At 68.1% G+C, this 14,535-nt stretch carries 18 protein-coding genes; 13 read left to right on the plus strand and 5 right to left on the minus strand.

Going from position 1 to position 14,535, the window contains the following annotated elements; all coding sequences use genetic code 11:
- The first annotated feature begins 8 nt into the window (after window positions 1-8).
- From EXE63_RS26035 to era, 5 genes are read left to right on the plus strand one after another with little or no spacing between them, the layout of a single operon-like run.
- On the plus strand, window positions 9-1,049 hold the full coding sequence (locus tag EXE63_RS26035) for a PhoH family protein (protein ID WP_168144318.1): 1,041 nt from the start codon (window positions 9-11) through the stop codon (window positions 1,047-1,049).
- Complete coding sequence (gene ybeY, locus EXE63_RS26040) at window positions 1,046-1,582, plus strand: rRNA maturation RNase YbeY (RefSeq protein WP_105365404.1); 537 nt, start codon at window positions 1,046-1,048, stop codon at window positions 1,580-1,582. Before EXE63_RS26035 ends, ybeY begins: the two co-directional genes overlap by 4 nt.
- A complete protein-coding gene (locus EXE63_RS26045) occupies window positions 1,579-2,865 on the plus strand; it encodes a hemolysin family protein (protein ID WP_168144319.1) in 1,287 nt (428 codons plus the stop codon). The genes ybeY and EXE63_RS26045 overlap by 4 nt, the downstream gene beginning before the upstream one ends.
- Window positions 2,866-2,915: 50 nt before the next feature.
- Complete coding sequence (locus tag EXE63_RS26050) at window positions 2,916-3,188, plus strand: cytidine deaminase-like protein (protein ID WP_233213183.1); 273 nt, start codon at window positions 2,916-2,918, stop codon at window positions 3,186-3,188.
- Window positions 3,185-4,087, plus strand: coding sequence for a GTPase Era (gene era, locus EXE63_RS26055; protein WP_168144320.1), 903 nt, complete (start codon window positions 3,185-3,187; stop codon window positions 4,085-4,087). The genes EXE63_RS26050 and era overlap by 4 nt, the downstream gene beginning before the upstream one ends.
- On the opposite strand, the gene EXE63_RS26060 is transcribed toward era, so the two are convergent.
- Window positions 4,084-4,632 carry a CAP domain-containing protein gene (locus EXE63_RS26060; protein WP_168144321.1) on the minus strand — a complete coding sequence of 183 codons (549 nt, stop codon included), beginning with the start codon at window positions 4,630-4,632 and terminating at the stop codon, window positions 4,084-4,086. The genes era and EXE63_RS26060 overlap by 4 nt on opposite strands.
- 11 nt (window positions 4,633-4,643) lie before the next feature.
- On the minus strand, window positions 4,644-6,071 hold the full coding sequence (locus tag EXE63_RS26065) for an amidase (RefSeq protein ID WP_168144322.1): 1,428 nt from the start codon (window positions 6,069-6,071) through the stop codon (window positions 4,644-4,646).
- A gap of 96 nt (window positions 6,072-6,167) precedes the next feature.
- Between EXE63_RS26065 and recO the strand changes: the two genes are divergently transcribed.
- From recO to EXE63_RS26085, 4 genes are read left to right on the plus strand one after another with little or no spacing between them, the layout of a single operon-like run.
- A complete protein-coding gene (gene recO / locus EXE63_RS26070; protein ID WP_168144323.1) occupies window positions 6,168-7,010 on the plus strand; it encodes a DNA repair protein RecO in 843 nt (280 codons plus the stop codon).
- Window positions 6,958-7,839, plus strand: a complete 882-nt coding sequence (locus EXE63_RS26075) for a decaprenyl diphosphate synthase (RefSeq protein ID WP_168144324.1) — start codon at window positions 6,958-6,960, stop codon at window positions 7,837-7,839. The genes recO and EXE63_RS26075 overlap by 53 nt, the downstream gene beginning before the upstream one ends.
- A gap of 35 nt (window positions 7,840-7,874) precedes the next feature.
- The gene (locus EXE63_RS26080) at window positions 7,875-8,261 is read left to right on the plus strand and encodes a hypothetical protein (RefSeq protein WP_168144325.1); all 387 of its coding nucleotides are present in this window, start codon (window positions 7,875-7,877) and stop codon (window positions 8,259-8,261) included.
- A 5-nt stretch (window positions 8,262-8,266) separates the two neighbouring features.
- Window positions 8,267-8,656 (plus strand): NUDIX hydrolase, encoded by a 390-nt coding sequence (locus EXE63_RS26085; protein WP_234904276.1) that lies wholly within the window; start codon window positions 8,267-8,269, stop codon window positions 8,654-8,656.
- Here the strand turns inward: EXE63_RS26085 and EXE63_RS26090 are convergent.
- Both EXE63_RS26090 and EXE63_RS26095 read right to left on the minus strand, forming a co-directional pair.
- Complete coding sequence (locus EXE63_RS26090) at window positions 8,649-9,044, minus strand: Fur family transcriptional regulator (protein ID WP_168144327.1); 396 nt, start codon at window positions 9,042-9,044, stop codon at window positions 8,649-8,651. The two genes, EXE63_RS26085 and EXE63_RS26090, sit on opposite strands and share 8 nt — an antisense overlap.
- A complete protein-coding gene (locus tag EXE63_RS26095) occupies window positions 9,041-9,394 on the minus strand; it encodes an ArsR/SmtB family transcription factor (protein WP_168144328.1) in 354 nt (117 codons plus the stop codon). Before EXE63_RS26095 ends, EXE63_RS26090 begins: the two co-directional genes overlap by 4 nt.
- A gap of 96 nt (window positions 9,395-9,490) precedes the next feature.
- Between EXE63_RS26095 and EXE63_RS26100 the strand changes: the two genes are divergently transcribed.
- From EXE63_RS26100 to EXE63_RS26115, 4 genes are all read left to right on the plus strand, one after another.
- Window positions 9,491-10,873 carry a glycine--tRNA ligase gene (locus EXE63_RS26100; RefSeq protein WP_168144329.1) on the plus strand — a complete coding sequence of 461 codons (1,383 nt, stop codon included), beginning with the start codon at window positions 9,491-9,493 and terminating at the stop codon, window positions 10,871-10,873.
- Window positions 10,874-11,005: 132 nt separating this feature from the next.
- Window positions 11,006-11,338, plus strand: coding sequence for an ArsR/SmtB family transcription factor (locus EXE63_RS26105; RefSeq protein WP_168144330.1), 333 nt, complete (start codon window positions 11,006-11,008; stop codon window positions 11,336-11,338).
- The gene (locus tag EXE63_RS26110) at window positions 11,335-11,826 is read left to right on the plus strand and encodes an SRPBCC family protein (protein WP_168144331.1); all 492 of its coding nucleotides are present in this window, start codon (window positions 11,335-11,337) and stop codon (window positions 11,824-11,826) included. The genes EXE63_RS26105 and EXE63_RS26110 overlap by 4 nt, the downstream gene beginning before the upstream one ends.
- A 76-nt stretch (window positions 11,827-11,902) precedes the next feature.
- On the plus strand, window positions 11,903-12,433 hold the full coding sequence (locus EXE63_RS26115) for an EspA/EspE family type VII secretion system effector (protein ID WP_234904277.1): 531 nt from the start codon (window positions 11,903-11,905) through the stop codon (window positions 12,431-12,433).
- Here EXE63_RS26115 and EXE63_RS26120 read toward each other — a convergent pair.
- A complete protein-coding gene (locus EXE63_RS26120; RefSeq protein ID WP_168144332.1) occupies window positions 12,430-14,454 on the minus strand; it encodes a TPM domain-containing protein in 2,025 nt (674 codons plus the stop codon). The two genes, EXE63_RS26115 and EXE63_RS26120, sit on opposite strands and share 4 nt — an antisense overlap.
- Window positions 14,455-14,535 lie beyond the last annotated feature (81 nt).

A 14,535-nucleotide genomic window follows, 5' to 3' on the forward strand; every position in this document is an offset into this window, starting at 1 on the left:
AACCGCACGTGACGCCCCGCGAGACGACCGCTGGTCCGATTCCCGGACCGGTACGAAGCAGCATCACTGTTCCGCCCGACAGCATCGTGGGCCTGCTGGGTTCGGCCGATGAGAACCTGCGTGCCCTGGAAGAACTGCTCACCGCCGACATCCATGTCCGCGGTAACGCCATCACCATCAGCGGCGAGCCCGCCGACGTGGCACTGGCCGAGCGTGTCGTCGCCGAGCTGACCGCGGTGATCTCCCGGGGCCAGCCACTGAACCCCGACGCCGTCCGGCACAGCGTGTCGATGCTGACCGGCACCGACGACGCCTCGCCGGCCGAGGTTCTCACCCTGGACATCCTGTCCCGGCGTGGGAAGACCATCCGGCCCAAGACGCTCAACCAGAAGCACTACGTCGACGCCATCGACGCGCACACCATCGTCTTCGGGATCGGCCCGGCCGGCACCGGCAAGACCTATCTGGCGATGGCCAAGGCCGTGCACGCGTTGCAGACCAAGCAGGTCAACCGGATCATCCTGACCCGCCCCGCGGTGGAAGCCGGTGAGCGCCTCGGCTTCCTTCCCGGCACGCTGACCGAGAAGATCGATCCGTACCTGCGCCCGCTGTACGACGCGCTGCACGACATGATGGATCCGGCCGCCATCCCGAACCTGCTGGCGGCCGGTGTGATCGAGGTGGCGCCGCTGGCGTTCATGCGCGGCCGCTCGCTCAACGACGCGTTCATCATCCTCGACGAGGCGCAGAACACCACGCCCGAGCAGATGAAGATGTTCCTGACCCGGCTGGGGTTCAACTCCAAGATGGTCGTCACCGGTGACGTCACCCAGGTCGATCTGCCCGGTGGCGCGCGCTCGGGTCTGCGCGCGGCCAGCGACATCCTCGACGGTATCGACGATATCCACTTCTCGGAGCTCACCAGCGCCGATGTGGTCCGCCACCGGCTGGTCTCCCAGATCGTGGATGCCTACTCGCGGCACGAGGCGCAGCCGGAACTGATCAACCGCGCCCAGCGCAGGTCTTCGGGCGGGCGTCCGCGCAGATGAGCATCGAGGTCTCGAACGAATCGGGGATGGACGTCTCCGAACAGGAATTGGTCAGTGTCGCGAAGTTCGTCATCGCGCAGATGGACGTGAACCCGGCGGCCGAGCTGTCCATGGTGCTGCTGGACACCGCGGCGATGGCCGACCTGCACGTGCGCTGGATGGACCTGCCCGGGCCCACCGACGTGATGAGTTTCCCGATGGACGAGTTGGAGCCCGGGGGTCGCCCGGATGCGGCCGAACCCGGCCCGTCCATGCTCGGCGACATCGTGCTGTGCCCCGAGTTCGCGGCCGTTCAGGCCGAGAAGGCCGGGCACTCTCTCGGACAGGAACTGGCGCTGCTCACGGTGCACGGTGTGCTGCACCTGCTGGGTTACGACCATGCCGAACCCGATGAGGAGAAAGAGATGTTCGCCCTGCAGCGCCGCCTCCTCGAGGAATGGGTGGCCGACCAAGTGGAGTCCTACCGCCAGGATCTGCAGATCGAGAAGGATCGCCGGCTGTTGGACAAGTCGCGATACTTCGACCAGCAGTGACCGGCCTCGCCCCACTGCTCGCTGCAGTGCTGCTCGTCGGGCTCGGTGGGCTCTTCGCCGCGGTGGACGCCGCGATCAGCACCGCCTCGCTGGCCCGCGTCGAGGAGATGGTCCGCGACGAGCGGCCCGGCGCCGCCCGGCTGGCCCGGGTGCTGCTGGACCGGCCCCGCTATATCAATCTCGTGGTGCTGCTGCGTATCACGTGTGAGGTGAGCGCGACCGTCCTGCTGGTGTCCTATCTGGACGGCTATCTGGGCGTTGCCTGGGGGCTGTTCGCCGCGGCGGCGACCATGGTGGTGGTCAGCTTCGTCGTCATCGGTGTGGGTCCGCGGACCGTCGGCCGGCAGAACGCGTACACCATCGCGTTGGCGGCAGCGCTTCCGCTGCATGCGATCTCGGTCCTGCTGACCCCGATCAGCCGGCTGCTGGTGCTCATCGGTAACGCACTGACACCCGGCCGGGGCTTCCGCAACGGACCGTTCGCCTCGGAGATCGAACTGCGCGAGGTGGTCGATCTGGCCCAGCAGCGCGGTGTGGTGGCCGATGACGAACGGCGGATGATCCAGTCCGTCTTCGAGCTCGGTGACACCCCGGCGCGTGAGGTGATGGTGCCGCGCACCGAGATGGTGTGGATCGAATCGGACAAGACCGCGGCGCAGGCGCTCTCATTGGCCGTGCGCAGCGGGCATTCCCGGCTGCCGGTGATCGGGGAGAACGTCGACGATGTCGTCGGTGTGGTCTACCTCAAGGATCTGGTGCAGCAGACGAGCACCGAGAACGGGCGCGTCGACACCCGCGTCGGCGAGGTGATGCGCCCGGCGGTGTTCGTACCGGACTCCAAGCCGCTGGACACCCTGTTGCGTGAGATGCAGCGCGACCGCAAGCACATGGCGCTGTTGGTCGACGAATACGGCGCGATCGCCGGTCTGGTCACCATCGAGGACGTGCTGGAGGAGATCGTCGGGGAGATCAACGACGAGTACGACGCCGACGAGGTCGCACCCTGGGAGGTGCTGGGCTCCAACAGGTTCCGGGTCTCCACCCGGCTGCCCATCGAAGACCTGACCGAACTGTACGAGGACCTCGACGTCGGCGAGGACCTGGAAGTCGACACCGTCGGCGGGTTGCTCGCCCACGAACTCGGCCGGGTACCGCTGCCCGGCGCCCAGGTCAGCTGGAACGGATTGCGATTGCGGGCCGAAGGCGGCCCGGACCATCGCGGAAGGGTGCGGATCGGCACAGTGCTGATCGCCCCGGAAGCGCCACCGGAGGAGGACACGTGAGCGATCTGGACGCCGAGGACGACAAGCTGGTGGTGCTGGCGCGCGGAGCGATGGGCCGCGCCGAAGCCGCCCAGGGTGCGGCCGTGCGTGACCTCGACGGCCGCACCTATGCCGGTGCGCCCGTGCACCTGTCGGCGCTGAGCCTGACCGCGTTGCAGGCGGCCGTCGCCGCCGCGGTGTCCAGCGGCGCGGCCGGACTGGAAGCGGCGGTGCTGGTCGGCGGATCGGCGGAGGATCCCGGTGTCGGCGCGGTGACCGAGCTGTCCCCGACGGCGACGGTGATCGTCACCGACCGCGCCGGTACGCCGTTGGTGTCCCCGTGAGCGACGAATTCCGCTCCGGTTTCGTCTGTTTCGTCGGCCGGCCCAACACCGGCAAGTCGACACTGACCAACGCGCTGGTCGGCGAGAAGGTGGCCATCACCTCGAATCGGCCCCAGACGACGCGGCACACCATTCGCGGCATCGTGCATCGCGACGACTTTCAGATCATCCTCGTCGACACCCCGGGTCTGCACCGGCCGCGCACCCTGCTCGGTGAGCGGCTCAACGAACTGGTCAAGGGCACCTACTCCGATGTCGACGTCATCGGGCTGTGCCTGCCCGCCGATGAGGCGATCGGACCGGGCGACCGGTGGATCTACGAGCAGATCCGGGCCGTGGCGCCCAGGACCACTCTGATCGTGATCGTCACCAAGATCGACAAGGTGCCCAGGGACAAGGTGGCGGCGCAGCTGATGGCCGTCAGCAACTTGGTCGGGGACACCGCCGAGATCGTGCCGGTGTCGGCGACCAAGGGTGAGCAGCTCGATGTGCTGATCGACGTCCTGGTGAGCAAGCTTCCCCCGGGCCCGGCGTTCTACCCCGACGGCGAACTGACCGACGAGCCCGAACAGGTGCTGATGGCCGAGTTCATCCGTGAGGCCGCGCTCGAAGGCGTCCGCGACGAGCTACCGCACTCGCTGGCCGTCGTGATCGACGAGGTGACCCCGCGTGAGGGCCGCGACGACCTGATCGATGTGCACGCCATCGTCTATGTCGAGCGCGACAGCCAGAAGGGCATCGTGATCGGCAAGGGCGGTGCCCGGCTGCGTGAGGTGGGCACCGCGGCGCGCACCCAGATCGAGAAGCTGCTGGGCACCAAGGTCTATCTGCAGCTGCAGGTCAAGATCGCCAAGAACTGGCAGCGCGATCCCAAGCAGCTCAGGAAGCTGGGTTTTTAGGGCGTCCAGCCCGGTACCTGGCCGAAGTCCCGGATATCCGACGGGACCGGCGGGGCGCCGTCGCCCTTGCCGTACACCGCGACCACCACGGTGCGGTCCAGCATGCTCTCCGACCACACGCCGATGTCCACGTTCGAGCAGTCGGACATGATCGCGTGATAGTCGGGCCGGTGGAACCACTGGTTGATCAGCTCGATGCCGCTGATCGCCAGCGCCGGGTTGATCGCGACCGTCTCGGCGACCGCGCCGGCGTATCCGGCGTTGCGGGCCCGGTCGGCGACCGTGGTGCCGTCCGAACCGATGTCCCCGTCCAGCGCCCGGTTGTTCAGCACGTCGTTGGTGTGCCACTGCGCAGCCAGCCGGAGCTTCGGGTTCACCTTGATATCTGTGTCACAGCCGGCCTTGTGCTGCATCGTGTACACGTTGGCGACCACGCTGTTGTTGAGCCGGCGGTTGTCGGCATTGGCGGTGGGCGCGGTGAGTACCGCGCCGGCGGCCAGCGCGACGACAGGAAGGGCCGTGACGCAACGGTGGACGTTGTTCATAGCCGGTGACCTTACGTCAGGGCGTCGGCGTCCCACCAGGGATCCGGCTGTTTGACCCCCCAGCCGTTGACCGCCTCCAGCGCGGCGGCCAGTGAGATGAGCATCGGTTCGCTATCGGCCGGCCCCATCAGCTGTACGCCGATCGGCAGGCCGTCGGAGGTGAAGCCGGCCGGGATGTTGATCGAGGGCCAGCCCAGCAGGTTCCACGGCCAGGTCACCGGGCAGGCCCGGATCATGGCCCGGTCGGTGGCCAACGGCCCGCGGTCGTCGTACTCGTCGACCCGGGGTGGCGGCAGCGCGGTGGTGGGGGCCAGCACCACGTCGGCGATGTTGAAGATCCAGCCGATCCGGCGCTGGGCCTGCGCCTCGGCCGCGCGGGCCTTGCGCAGGGTGTGCTGGGACAGCAGCCAGCCGGTGCGGATATTGCTCCGGGTACGCTTGTCCAGCGGCACCTCGGAGCCCAGGCGGTGCTGCCAGTCCACCAGCCCCGCGGTGGAGCGGGCCAGGAAGTTCCAGGACATCCGCAGCCCGTAATCCGGATCGGCCTTGATGACGGTGTGCCCGAGCTGTCCGAGCTGATCGGCCACACCCTGCAGCGCTGCCGCGATCTCCGGGTGCAGCTCGGAACGGAACCCGTTGAACGGAAAGGCCGTGGACATCGCGACGCGCAGCGGGCCGGGGGCGCGACCGACGTGGTCGGACACCTGGACCGGAGCCGGTTTGTGCAGATCGCCGTCGGCGTTACCGGAGGCGGCGTCGAGCACGATGGCGGCGTCGGCGACGGTGCGGGCCAGCACGCCGTTGACGGTGATGCCGTTGAACGCCTCGGGCAGCGGCCAGGTCGAGATGCGGCCGCGCTGCGGTTTGATCCCGACCAGATGGGTCCAGGCCGCCGGTATCCGGACACTGCCCGCCCCGTCGGATCCGATCGCGGCGGTCACCAGACCGGCGGCCACCGCGGCGGCGCTGCCCCCGGAGGACCCACCCGGACTGTGCTCGCGTGACCACGGATTGCGGGTGTGGCCGAATCCCGGGCCGCTGGTGAACGGCCACTGACCCAGCTCGCAGGTATTGGTCTTGCCGACGATCACCGCACCGGCCGCCCGTAACCGCCGCACCACCTCGGCATCGGCGGTCGCGACCGGCCGTTCCCCGTCGGTGCCGAACCGGGTGGGCACCCCCGCCACGTCCACGTCATCCTTGACTGCGATCGGGATTCCCAGTAGTGGAAGTTGTTGCCCGGCAGCGCGTTTGCGATCAGCTTCGGCGGCATCGGCCAGCGCCTGCTCGGTCAGCACCACCCGGAAGGCATTCAGGGTGGGCTGGCTGGCCTCGATGGCCGCCAGGGACCTGCGTACCAGTTGGTCGGACGTGGCCGAGCCGCTGGCGAGTCGGTACTGCAGCTGGGTGAGGGTGGGAAATCTGGGTGCAGGAGTCATGCGGACGGGCGTTTTCTGGGTGAGAGCCATACTGGGTTCGAGGATATCCGGCGTTGCGGTGCGGTCGATGTCACCGCGCGGTGACACACTGTCCGGATGCGGTTGTACCGGGATCGAGCGGTGGTGCTGCGCCAGCACAAGCTCGGCGAGGCCGACCGGATCGTGACTCTGCTCACCCGCGAGAACGGCGTGGTCCGTGCGGTGGCCAAGGGAGTGCGCCGTACCCGGAGCAAGTTCGGGGCGCGGCTGGAGCCTTTCGCGCACATCGACGTTCAGCTGCACCCGGGGCGCAATCTCGACATCGTCACCCAGGTGCAATCCATCGATGCGTTCGCCGTCGACATCGTCAGCGACTACGGCCGCTACACCTGCGCCTGTGCGGTGCTGGAGACCGCGGAGCGCCTCGCCGGTGAGGAACGCGCCCCGGTGCCCGCGCTGCACGGCCTGACGGTGGCGGCGCTGCGTGCGGTGGCCGAGGGTCGTCGTCCCCGCGAGCTGGTTCTCGATGCGTACCTGCTGCGGGCGATGGGGATCGCGGGCTGGGCGCCGTCGCTGACCGAATGCGCCCGGTGCGCGGCGCCCGGTCCACACCGGGCCTTCCACGTCGGCGCGGGCGGCAGCGTGTGCGTGCACTGCCGGCCGTCGGGGGCCGCGACCCCCGCGCAGGCCGTGATGGATCTGATGATCGCGCTGCACGACGGTGACTGGGAGTTCGCCGAGGCGTCCGCCTCATCGCATCGCAGCCAGGCCAGCGGGCTGGTGGCCGCGCATCTGCAGTGGCACCTGGAACGTCAACTGCGGACATTGCCACTGGTGGAGCGCGTATACAGAGTTGATACCGCGGCCGTTGAACGCGGCGCGGGGGTGGTCGGGCAGGATATGGCCCATGGCTACCAAACGGGGCAAGACCACGTACCCGCAGCTGCCCCCGGCGCCTGAGGACTACCCGGTTTTCCCGGACGTCTCGAGGTGGCCGGTGGTGTTCCCGGAGCTGCCGCCGCGCACCAACGGCGCGTTCTCCCGGCCGCCGCAGCACCCGTCGAAGGCGGCTGCTCCGCAGATCCCGGCCGACCAGGTTCCCAACCACGTCGCCGTCGTCATGGACGGTAACGGCCGGTGGGCCACCCAGCGCGGGCTGGGTCGCACCGAGGGACACAAGATGGGCGAGGCCGTCCTCATCGACATCACCTGCGGCGCCATCGAACTGGGCATCAAACATCTTAGCGTGTATGCATTCTCCACCGAGAACTGGAAGCGCAGCACCGAAGAGGTGCGTTTCCTGATGGGCTTCAACCGCGAGGTGGTGCGCCGCCGCCGCGAGAACCTGGACGCCATGGGTGTCAACATGCGCTGGGTGGGCTCGCGGCCGCGCATGTGGAGCAGCGTCATCAAGGAGTTCGACATCGCCGAGCAGATGACGGTCGGCAACGACGTCATCACCGTCAACTACTGCGTGAACTACGGGGGCCGTACCGAGATCGTCGAGGCGGCAAGGCAACTCGCCGAAGAGGCGGTCGCGGGCAAGGTCAACCCGAATCGCATCAGTGAGGCGTCCTTCGCCAAGCACCTGCACCGCCCCGACATTCCCGATGTCGACCTGTTCATCCGGACATCGGGGGAGCAGCGGGCCAGCAACTTCCTGATCTGGCAGGCGGCGTATGCCGAGTACGTCTTCCAGGACAAGCTCTGGCCCGACTATGACCGCCGCGACCTGTGGGCGGCGTGCGAGGAATACGTCAACCGCAACCGCCGGTTCGGGCGGGCCTGATGGCATCCGGCGGGCAGGAGCGCAGCGACCCGGGAATGTCTTCGCTCGAGGATCGGCTCGCGGCCATCGCCGAGGCGTTGCTGACCGCCACCCGTGAGGACGACGGCGCGCTGACCGTGCACCACGACGGCACGTTCGCCTCGCTGCGGGTGGTGAGCGTCGGCGAGGGGCTGGACATGGTGTCGCTCAACCAGGTCCTGGCCTGGGACCTGCCGCTGGACGACGAGCTGCGCGCCACGGTGTCCGGGCACACCCGGGGCACCCTGCTGGGCACGGTGTCACTGGCCGAGAAGGATGACACCTCAGCGGATGTGCTGCTGCGCTACAACTTTCCGGGCTCGGGCCTGTCCGACGAGGCGCTCGGCACGCTGATCATGATGGTGCTGTCCACCGGCGCCGACGTGCGGCGCACGCTGACGTGACTCCGGTGATCCGGATCGTTGCGGCCGTCGTGCTCGACGACCGCAACCATGTGCTGGTGGTCCGCAAGCGCGGGACCACGGCGTTCATGCAGCCCGGCGGAAAGATCGAACCGGGGGAGACGCCGGTGCAGGCGCTGCGCCGGGAGATCCGCGAAGAACTCGGCGCCGGCGTGGTGGAGGAATCCATCCGCTCGCTGGGACATCACGATGCGGCGGCGGCCAATGAGCCCGGCCATCGCGTCGCCGCCGACCTGTTCCTGGTCAGCCTCGATGATCGACCGCAACCGGGCGCCGAGATCGTCGAGATGGCGTGGGTGGACCCACACGCACCCGGTGATATCGAGCTCGCCCCGCTGACCGTCGGCGCGGTGCTGGAGTTCGTGCGCGTCAGCTGACCTTCGCGCACTTCCCGCACACCCCGAAGATCTCGATGGTGTGGCTGACATCGGTGAAACCGTGCTGCGCGGCGACCTGGTCGGCCCACACCTCGGCGGCGCCGCCCTCGACCTCGACGGTGGCACCGCAGATCCGGCACACGAGGTGATGGTGGTGATGTTCCGAGCACAGCCGGTACACCGATTCCCCGGTGTCGGTGCGCAGGGTGTCGACCTGGCCGGCGGTGGCCATGGACTGCAGTGTCCGGTACACGGTGGTCAGCCCGATACCTTCGCCGCGCTTGCGCAGTTCGTCGTGCAGTTCCTGCGCGGACCGGAAGTCCGCGATGTCGTCGAGCAGCGCGGAGATCGCCGCGCGCTGCTTCGTCGAGCGCACCACGGGGGTCATGCCGGGTCCTCGGCGGCGTGGGTGACGGCCGCCACCACGATCTCGGCGAGGTGATGGTCGACGAGGCGGTACATCACCTCGCGGCCGCTGCGTTCCCCGGCCACCACGCCGGCGGACTTGAGGATGCGCAGGTGCTGGCTGACCAGCGGCTGGGGCACGTCCAGCGCGTCGACGAGTTCGTGCACACAGCGCTGGGATTCGCGCAGTTGCAGCACGATGGCGATGCGCAACGGTGCGGCCAGCGCGCGCAGCAGATCCCCGGTGATGTCCAGGATCTCGCGTGACGGTAGCTCGGGGAACGGTGAGCTGGCATGCTCGTGCTCGTGGCCGGTAGTGGAAACGGTTTTCATTATGAAGTCAGATTACATGCGCATCTGCGCATGTCAATGGTTGGGCAGGGACTCCGCGGCGAGGGGGTCGCGATCTCATCGCTACGCTGTTGACCCGTGGCATCCCTCATCGACACCGTTGCAAACCTGGCGAAACGCCGTGGCCTCGTCTACCAATCGGGCGAGATCTACGGCGGTACCAAGTCCGCCTGGGACTACGGACCACTCGGGGTGGAGCTCAAGGAGAACATCAAAAAGCAGTGGTGGCGTTCGGTGGTCACCGGCCGCGATGACGTCGTCGGCCTGGACAGCGCCATCATCCTGCCCCGCCAGGTGTGGGTGGCCTCCGGGCACGTCGCGGTGTTCAACGACCCGCTCGTCGAATGCCTGAACTGTCACAAGCGGCACCGCCAGGATCACCTGCAGGAGGCCTACGCGCTCAAGAAGGGTGGGGAGCCCGATGACGTCCCCATGGGTGAGATCGTCTGCCCGGACTGCGGGACCAAGGGGCAGTGGACCGAGCCGCGCGATTTCAACATGATGCTCAAGACCTACCTCGGGCCCATCGAGTCCGAGGAGGGTCTGCACTACTTGCGTCCGGAGACCGCGCAGGGCATCTTCGTCAACTTCGCCAATGTGGTGACCACGTCCCGCAAGAAGCCGCCCTTCGGTATCGGCCAGATCGGCAAGAGCTTCCGCAACGAGATCACCCCGGGCAACTTCATCTTCCGCACCCGTGAGTTCGAGCAGATGGAGATGGAGTTCTTCGTCGAGCCGTCCACCGCGCCGGAGTGGCACAAGTACTGGATCGAGACCCGGCTGAAGTGGTACACCGATCTGGGGATCAACCCGGAGAATCTGCGCCTCTACGAGCACCCGCTGGAAAAGCTGTCGCACTACAGCGCGGGCACCACCGATATCGAGTACAAGTTCGGTTTCTCCGGCAACCCGTGGGGCGAGCTGGAGGGTATCGCCAACCGCACCGACCACGACTTGTCCAGCCACGCAAAGGCTTCCGGTGTCGACCTGACCTACTATGATCAGGCTTCGGACACCCGCTACACGCCCTACGTGATCGAGCCGGCGGCCGGTCTGACCCGCTCGCTGATGGCGTTCCTGGTCGATGCCTACACCGAGGACGAGGCGCCGAACGCCAAGGGCGGGGTGGACAAGCGCACCGTGCTCAAACTCGACCCGCGGCTGGCCCCGGTCAAGGCGGCGGTGCTGCCGCTCTCGCGGCACGCCGATTTGTCGCCCAAGGCAAAGGATCTCGCCGCCGAGTTGCGGCAGAGCTGGAATGTCGAGTTCGACGATGCCGGCGCGATCGGGCGGCGCTACCGCCGCCAGGACGAGATCGGCACCCCGTTCTGCGTGACGCTGGACTTCGATTCGCTCGAGGACCAGGCGGTCACCATCCGCGAGCGGGACGCCATGACCCAGGAGCGGGTGGCGATCTCCGAGGTCTCGAATTATCTTGCCGTGCGGTTGAAGGGCTGCTGACCTACTTCCCGCGAGTAGACGCAAAAGGCCCCAATTCCCATCGGAGTTGGGGCCTTTTGCGTCTGCTCGTCAGCAGATTACCTTTGACATATTCCTTGACGGGAATACGTCGATCGGCTTATGGTGGCTGACATGCAGGCGGCAGTGTTCGTGGCGCTGGGGGAGCCGAGCCGCTTGCGGATCGTCGATCTGCTCAGGGCAGGGCCACTGTCGGTCGGCGCGATCGCCGAGGCGCTCGGAATACGGCAGCCGCAGGTGTCCAAACACCTTCGGGTGCTTGGTGATTCGGGGCTCGTCAGTAGTCAGGCCCAGGCGCGACAGCGGATCTACCAGCTCGAAGCCGAGCCGTTCGAGGATATCGGCCAGTGGGTCGCATCCTTCGAACGGTTGTGGGATGACCGGCTGGACTCCCTTGGTGACTTCCTGAATTCGATGGCACACGAGAAGAAAGACGAAAGCCCATGATTCTGCAGCTGTTCAAGAAGAAGAAAGAGTTCACCCTCCAGCGGACCTACGGTGCGCCGATCGCCACCGTGTGGGACGCCTGGACCCAGGCAGAAATGCTGCAGCAATGGTGGGGCCCGAAAAACACCTTCGTCCCCGAATGCCGGATCGACCCGGCCGTCGGCGGCGAGGTCTTCGTCGTCATGCAGGCCGGTGAGGGCATGGGCAAGTACGCGGGCACCCGCTGGCCGATGGCCGGCACCTTCACTCGGGTCGACCCGGTCACCCGGCTGACCTATGACGCGCGGTCGTGGACCGACGGCCAGGAGTCGACGACGACGATCGAGCACACCAACGACATCACGCTGAGCGAGCAGGACGGTCAGACCACGATCACGCTGGAGGTGACCATCACCAGCATCGGCGACAAGGCCAAGATGGCCGCGTTCGGCATGAAGTTCGGTTACAAGGCGCAGCTCGACAAGCTCGCCGACCAGCTGAGCGGGTAGCCCGAATTGCTGCGCCGGAGGAGGTCTGGGCTCATTTAGGATTTGAGTCGAGCGATCAAAGGGGGCGGCGATCAGCGTGCTGGGGGCATTTCTTTCGACGTGGGACAGCGCCCGCGCGACGCTCGGCGAGGGCCCGCCGGTCGGCGGGGCCGAGTTCGACCGCAGCGGCACACTCGACGAGTTGCATCGCATGATCGCCTCGGCCGGGCCCGGTGAGCACTGGACGGGCGCCGCGGCCGAGGCCTACTCGGGCCGCAACGAACGGCTGGTCGGCACGATCGGCGGGCTCGCCGAACTCGATCGGCGCCTCGGATCCGAGGTGGACCGGTCAGCGCAGGTGGTGGCAGCCGGACGGCGGGACCTGGACGCGGTCAAACAGTGGGTGCTGAGCGCCGCGGCCAGCGTGCCGCCCAACACGGCCGGTGAACGTGCCCTCATCGCGGTGGTGTCACGCGGTGTCGGCGAGGTCGCCGACATCCTGCGCCGGTCCAACGCCGATATGAACGGCATCGCGGCCCGGATCCGCGATCTCGGCGAGGGCTATCAGACCCTGGGCGACCGCCAGGGCCGTGACGCTGACGCCGATGATCCGAACGGGCAGGGCTAGAACCGACCGCCGCCGCCGCTCATCCCGCCCCCGCTGAACCCGCCGCCGCCGGAGCCGCCGAACGTGGTGGAACTCCATCCGCCGCCACCGCCCATACCGCCGCGCAGCGCCCCGGACAGGATGTTGCCGATGATGATGCCGCCGATCATCGCGCCTGTATTCGAGCCGCCGCCACCACCGAAGCCGCCGTAATTGTTGTACTGCTGTTGGGTTTTGGCGACATCGCTGTTGGCGATCGTCTGGGCCTGCCCGGCCAGCATCGCCGCACCGTTGGCGTGCGCGATCGCCTCGGGCAGATTGGTGCCCTGCTTGTCCTGCGCGGCCTGCAGTTGGCGCACAGCTTCGGCGAGGCGGGTGCGGGCCTCCGGTCCGATGCTGCCGCGGCGGGTGTCGATGAAATCCGAGACGCCGCGCACCCGGGACTGCGCGGAGAACAACGCCTGTTCGAACGCGCGGCGTAGCCGTTCGGCGGCCGCGCGTTCCTCGGCGACTGTGTCCAGCAGCCGGTCCAGGTCGGCGTCGGCCTGGGTCAGCGCGGTGAAGGCACCCAGCGGGTCGGTGCCGCCGTTGGCCTGCGCTTCGGTGACCGCGCGGGTCGCGGCATCGCGGGCGGCGGTCAGGGCCTCGGCGCCGGCGATACCGCCTTGCGCCAGTTGGGTACCGGCGGCCTTGATGCCGTTCTGGATATCGGTGATCGCATCGGGCAGGGTGGCGATCGCGCGGTTGATATCGGTGGCGGCGCTGTCGATCGCGTCCAGCATGGTCCTGGCCTGGCCGAGCGCGGACTCGGCCGCCCGGATCGAGTCGACGAGCCCGCCCTGGCGTCCCGCCGGCCGCGCCACCAGTGTGCGGGCGTTGGTGATGTTCTGATCGGCGAAGGCCAGCCGGTGCTTGGCGGTTTCGGCGTTGCGGGTCACCGAGTGCAGCGCGGTGGGGGAGAACTGCTGGTGCAGGGTGGCCAGCGTCTGTTCGGCCGGTGCGATGCGGGCGGTGAGATCGACCATCTGCTGGGTGAGTGCGTCGAGCCGGGTGGGCGCGTTGATCACCAGATCGCGGAGCTGCGAGAACGCCTCGCGCTGTGTGTCGAGTTCGCGGTCGGCCTTGGCCGCCGCCACGATCACCCGGGTCAGCAGATCACGGCGCTGCTGCGGGGATTCGGGCACCGCATCGTCGAGGATCTGGCGCACGTTGAACGCCTGGGCCAGCGTCGTCTTCGCGGCGCTGACCGCGGTGCTGAACGGCGCGGTCTCCTTCTCGCCGAACTCCTCGACGGCCAACGCCAGTTCGTTCTCGCTGGTGCGCACCGCGTTGTCGACCTCGACCACGATGGAGCGGGACAGCTCGTCGAGGGTGTCCAGCGGCACCGCCGCCAGTGCGCTCGGGTCGGCCGGATCGATGCGCTGGGCGGCCGCGAGATCGGCCTCCCGGCGCTTGCGCTTGCGGCGCCGGGACCACAGCAACAGGCCGGCCACCGCCGCTGCGATGACGGCCAGCATCACCAGGACACCGAACCAGTTCAGTTCGGAATCAGAGGATCCCGACGACCTCGAGGACGAGCCGGCGGGCCCGTCGAGACCCTCGGCCGCCGCGATCGCCGCCTCGGCCCACTGCTGAGCGCGCAGCGCGGGCTCCACCTGATTGCGGCGCAGGGCATCCACGTCGACACCGCCGGCGGCCGCGGTGGGCGCCAGCAGCGCGTAGGCGCGGTCGCTGGTGGCCACCGCCAGCAGCGCGTCGTGGTCGCCGAAATCGCTGGTCCGCATGGTGGCCCGGGCCCAGTCCGCGGCCGGTGAGCCGGAGAACGAGTCGACGAACACCACCCAGAGCCGGACCTTGCGGTCGGTGTAGAGCTTGTCGATCGCCTGAGTCACGTCGGTCATGTCGGAGGCGCTCAGCGCGTTCGCCTCATCCACCACATAGCTGGCCAACCGGAACGGCGGCTGCCCCGCGGCGGCGGGTGCGAGCAGGAGGCCGGCGGTCAGAACCGCGAGGGCCACACTGAGCAAACGGGCGATACGCATGACGTCAATCTAGTGAACACGGGCGCTCCGCGGCGGCGGCATGTCCGAACGGCGGCAGCGCTGCTGGCAGACTGTGCGGCG

This window comes from Mycolicibacterium frederiksbergense (assembly GCF_012223425.1).
In the GTDB taxonomy this organism is placed as follows: Bacteria; Actinomycetota; Actinomycetes; order Mycobacteriales; family Mycobacteriaceae; genus Mycobacterium; species Mycobacterium frederiksbergense.

Excerpts from the sequence above, each read along its gene's own strand:
- EXE63_RS26110 (WP_168144331.1), top strand. The coding sequence starts at position 11,335 with ATGATTCTGCAGCTGTTCAAGAAGAAGAAAGAGTTCACCCTCCAGCGG.
- EXE63_RS26075 (WP_168144324.1), top strand. The coding sequence starts at position 6,958 with ATGGCTACCAAACGGGGCAAGACCACGTACCCGCAGCTGCCCCCGGCG.
- EXE63_RS26060 (WP_168144321.1), bottom strand. The coding sequence starts at position 4,632 with ATGAACAACGTCCACCGTTGCGTCACGGCCCTTCCTGTCGTCGCGCTG.
- EXE63_RS26120 (WP_168144332.1), bottom strand. The coding sequence starts at position 14,454 with ATGCGTATCGCCCGTTTGCTCAGTGTGGCCCTCGCGGTTCTGACCGCC.
- EXE63_RS26095 (WP_168144328.1), bottom strand. The coding sequence starts at position 9,394 with ATGAAAACCGTTTCCACTACCGGCCACGAGCACGAGCATGCCAGCTCA.
- ybeY (WP_105365404.1), top strand. The coding sequence starts at position 1,046 with ATGAGCATCGAGGTCTCGAACGAATCGGGGATGGACGTCTCCGAACAG.
- recO (WP_168144323.1), top strand. The coding sequence starts at position 6,168 with ATGCGGTTGTACCGGGATCGAGCGGTGGTGCTGCGCCAGCACAAGCTC.
- EXE63_RS26105 (WP_168144330.1), top strand. The coding sequence starts at position 11,006 with ATGCAGGCGGCAGTGTTCGTGGCGCTGGGGGAGCCGAGCCGCTTGCGG.
- EXE63_RS26090 (WP_168144327.1), bottom strand. The coding sequence starts at position 9,044 with ATGACCCCCGTGGTGCGCTCGACGAAGCAGCGCGCGGCGATCTCCGCG.
- EXE63_RS26050 (WP_233213183.1), top strand. The coding sequence starts at position 2,916 with ATGGGCCGCGCCGAAGCCGCCCAGGGTGCGGCCGTGCGTGACCTCGAC.
- EXE63_RS26080 (WP_168144325.1), top strand. The coding sequence starts at position 7,875 with ATGTCTTCGCTCGAGGATCGGCTCGCGGCCATCGCCGAGGCGTTGCTG.
- EXE63_RS26065 (WP_168144322.1), bottom strand. The coding sequence starts at position 6,071 with ATGACTCCTGCACCCAGATTTCCCACCCTCACCCAGCTGCAGTACCGA.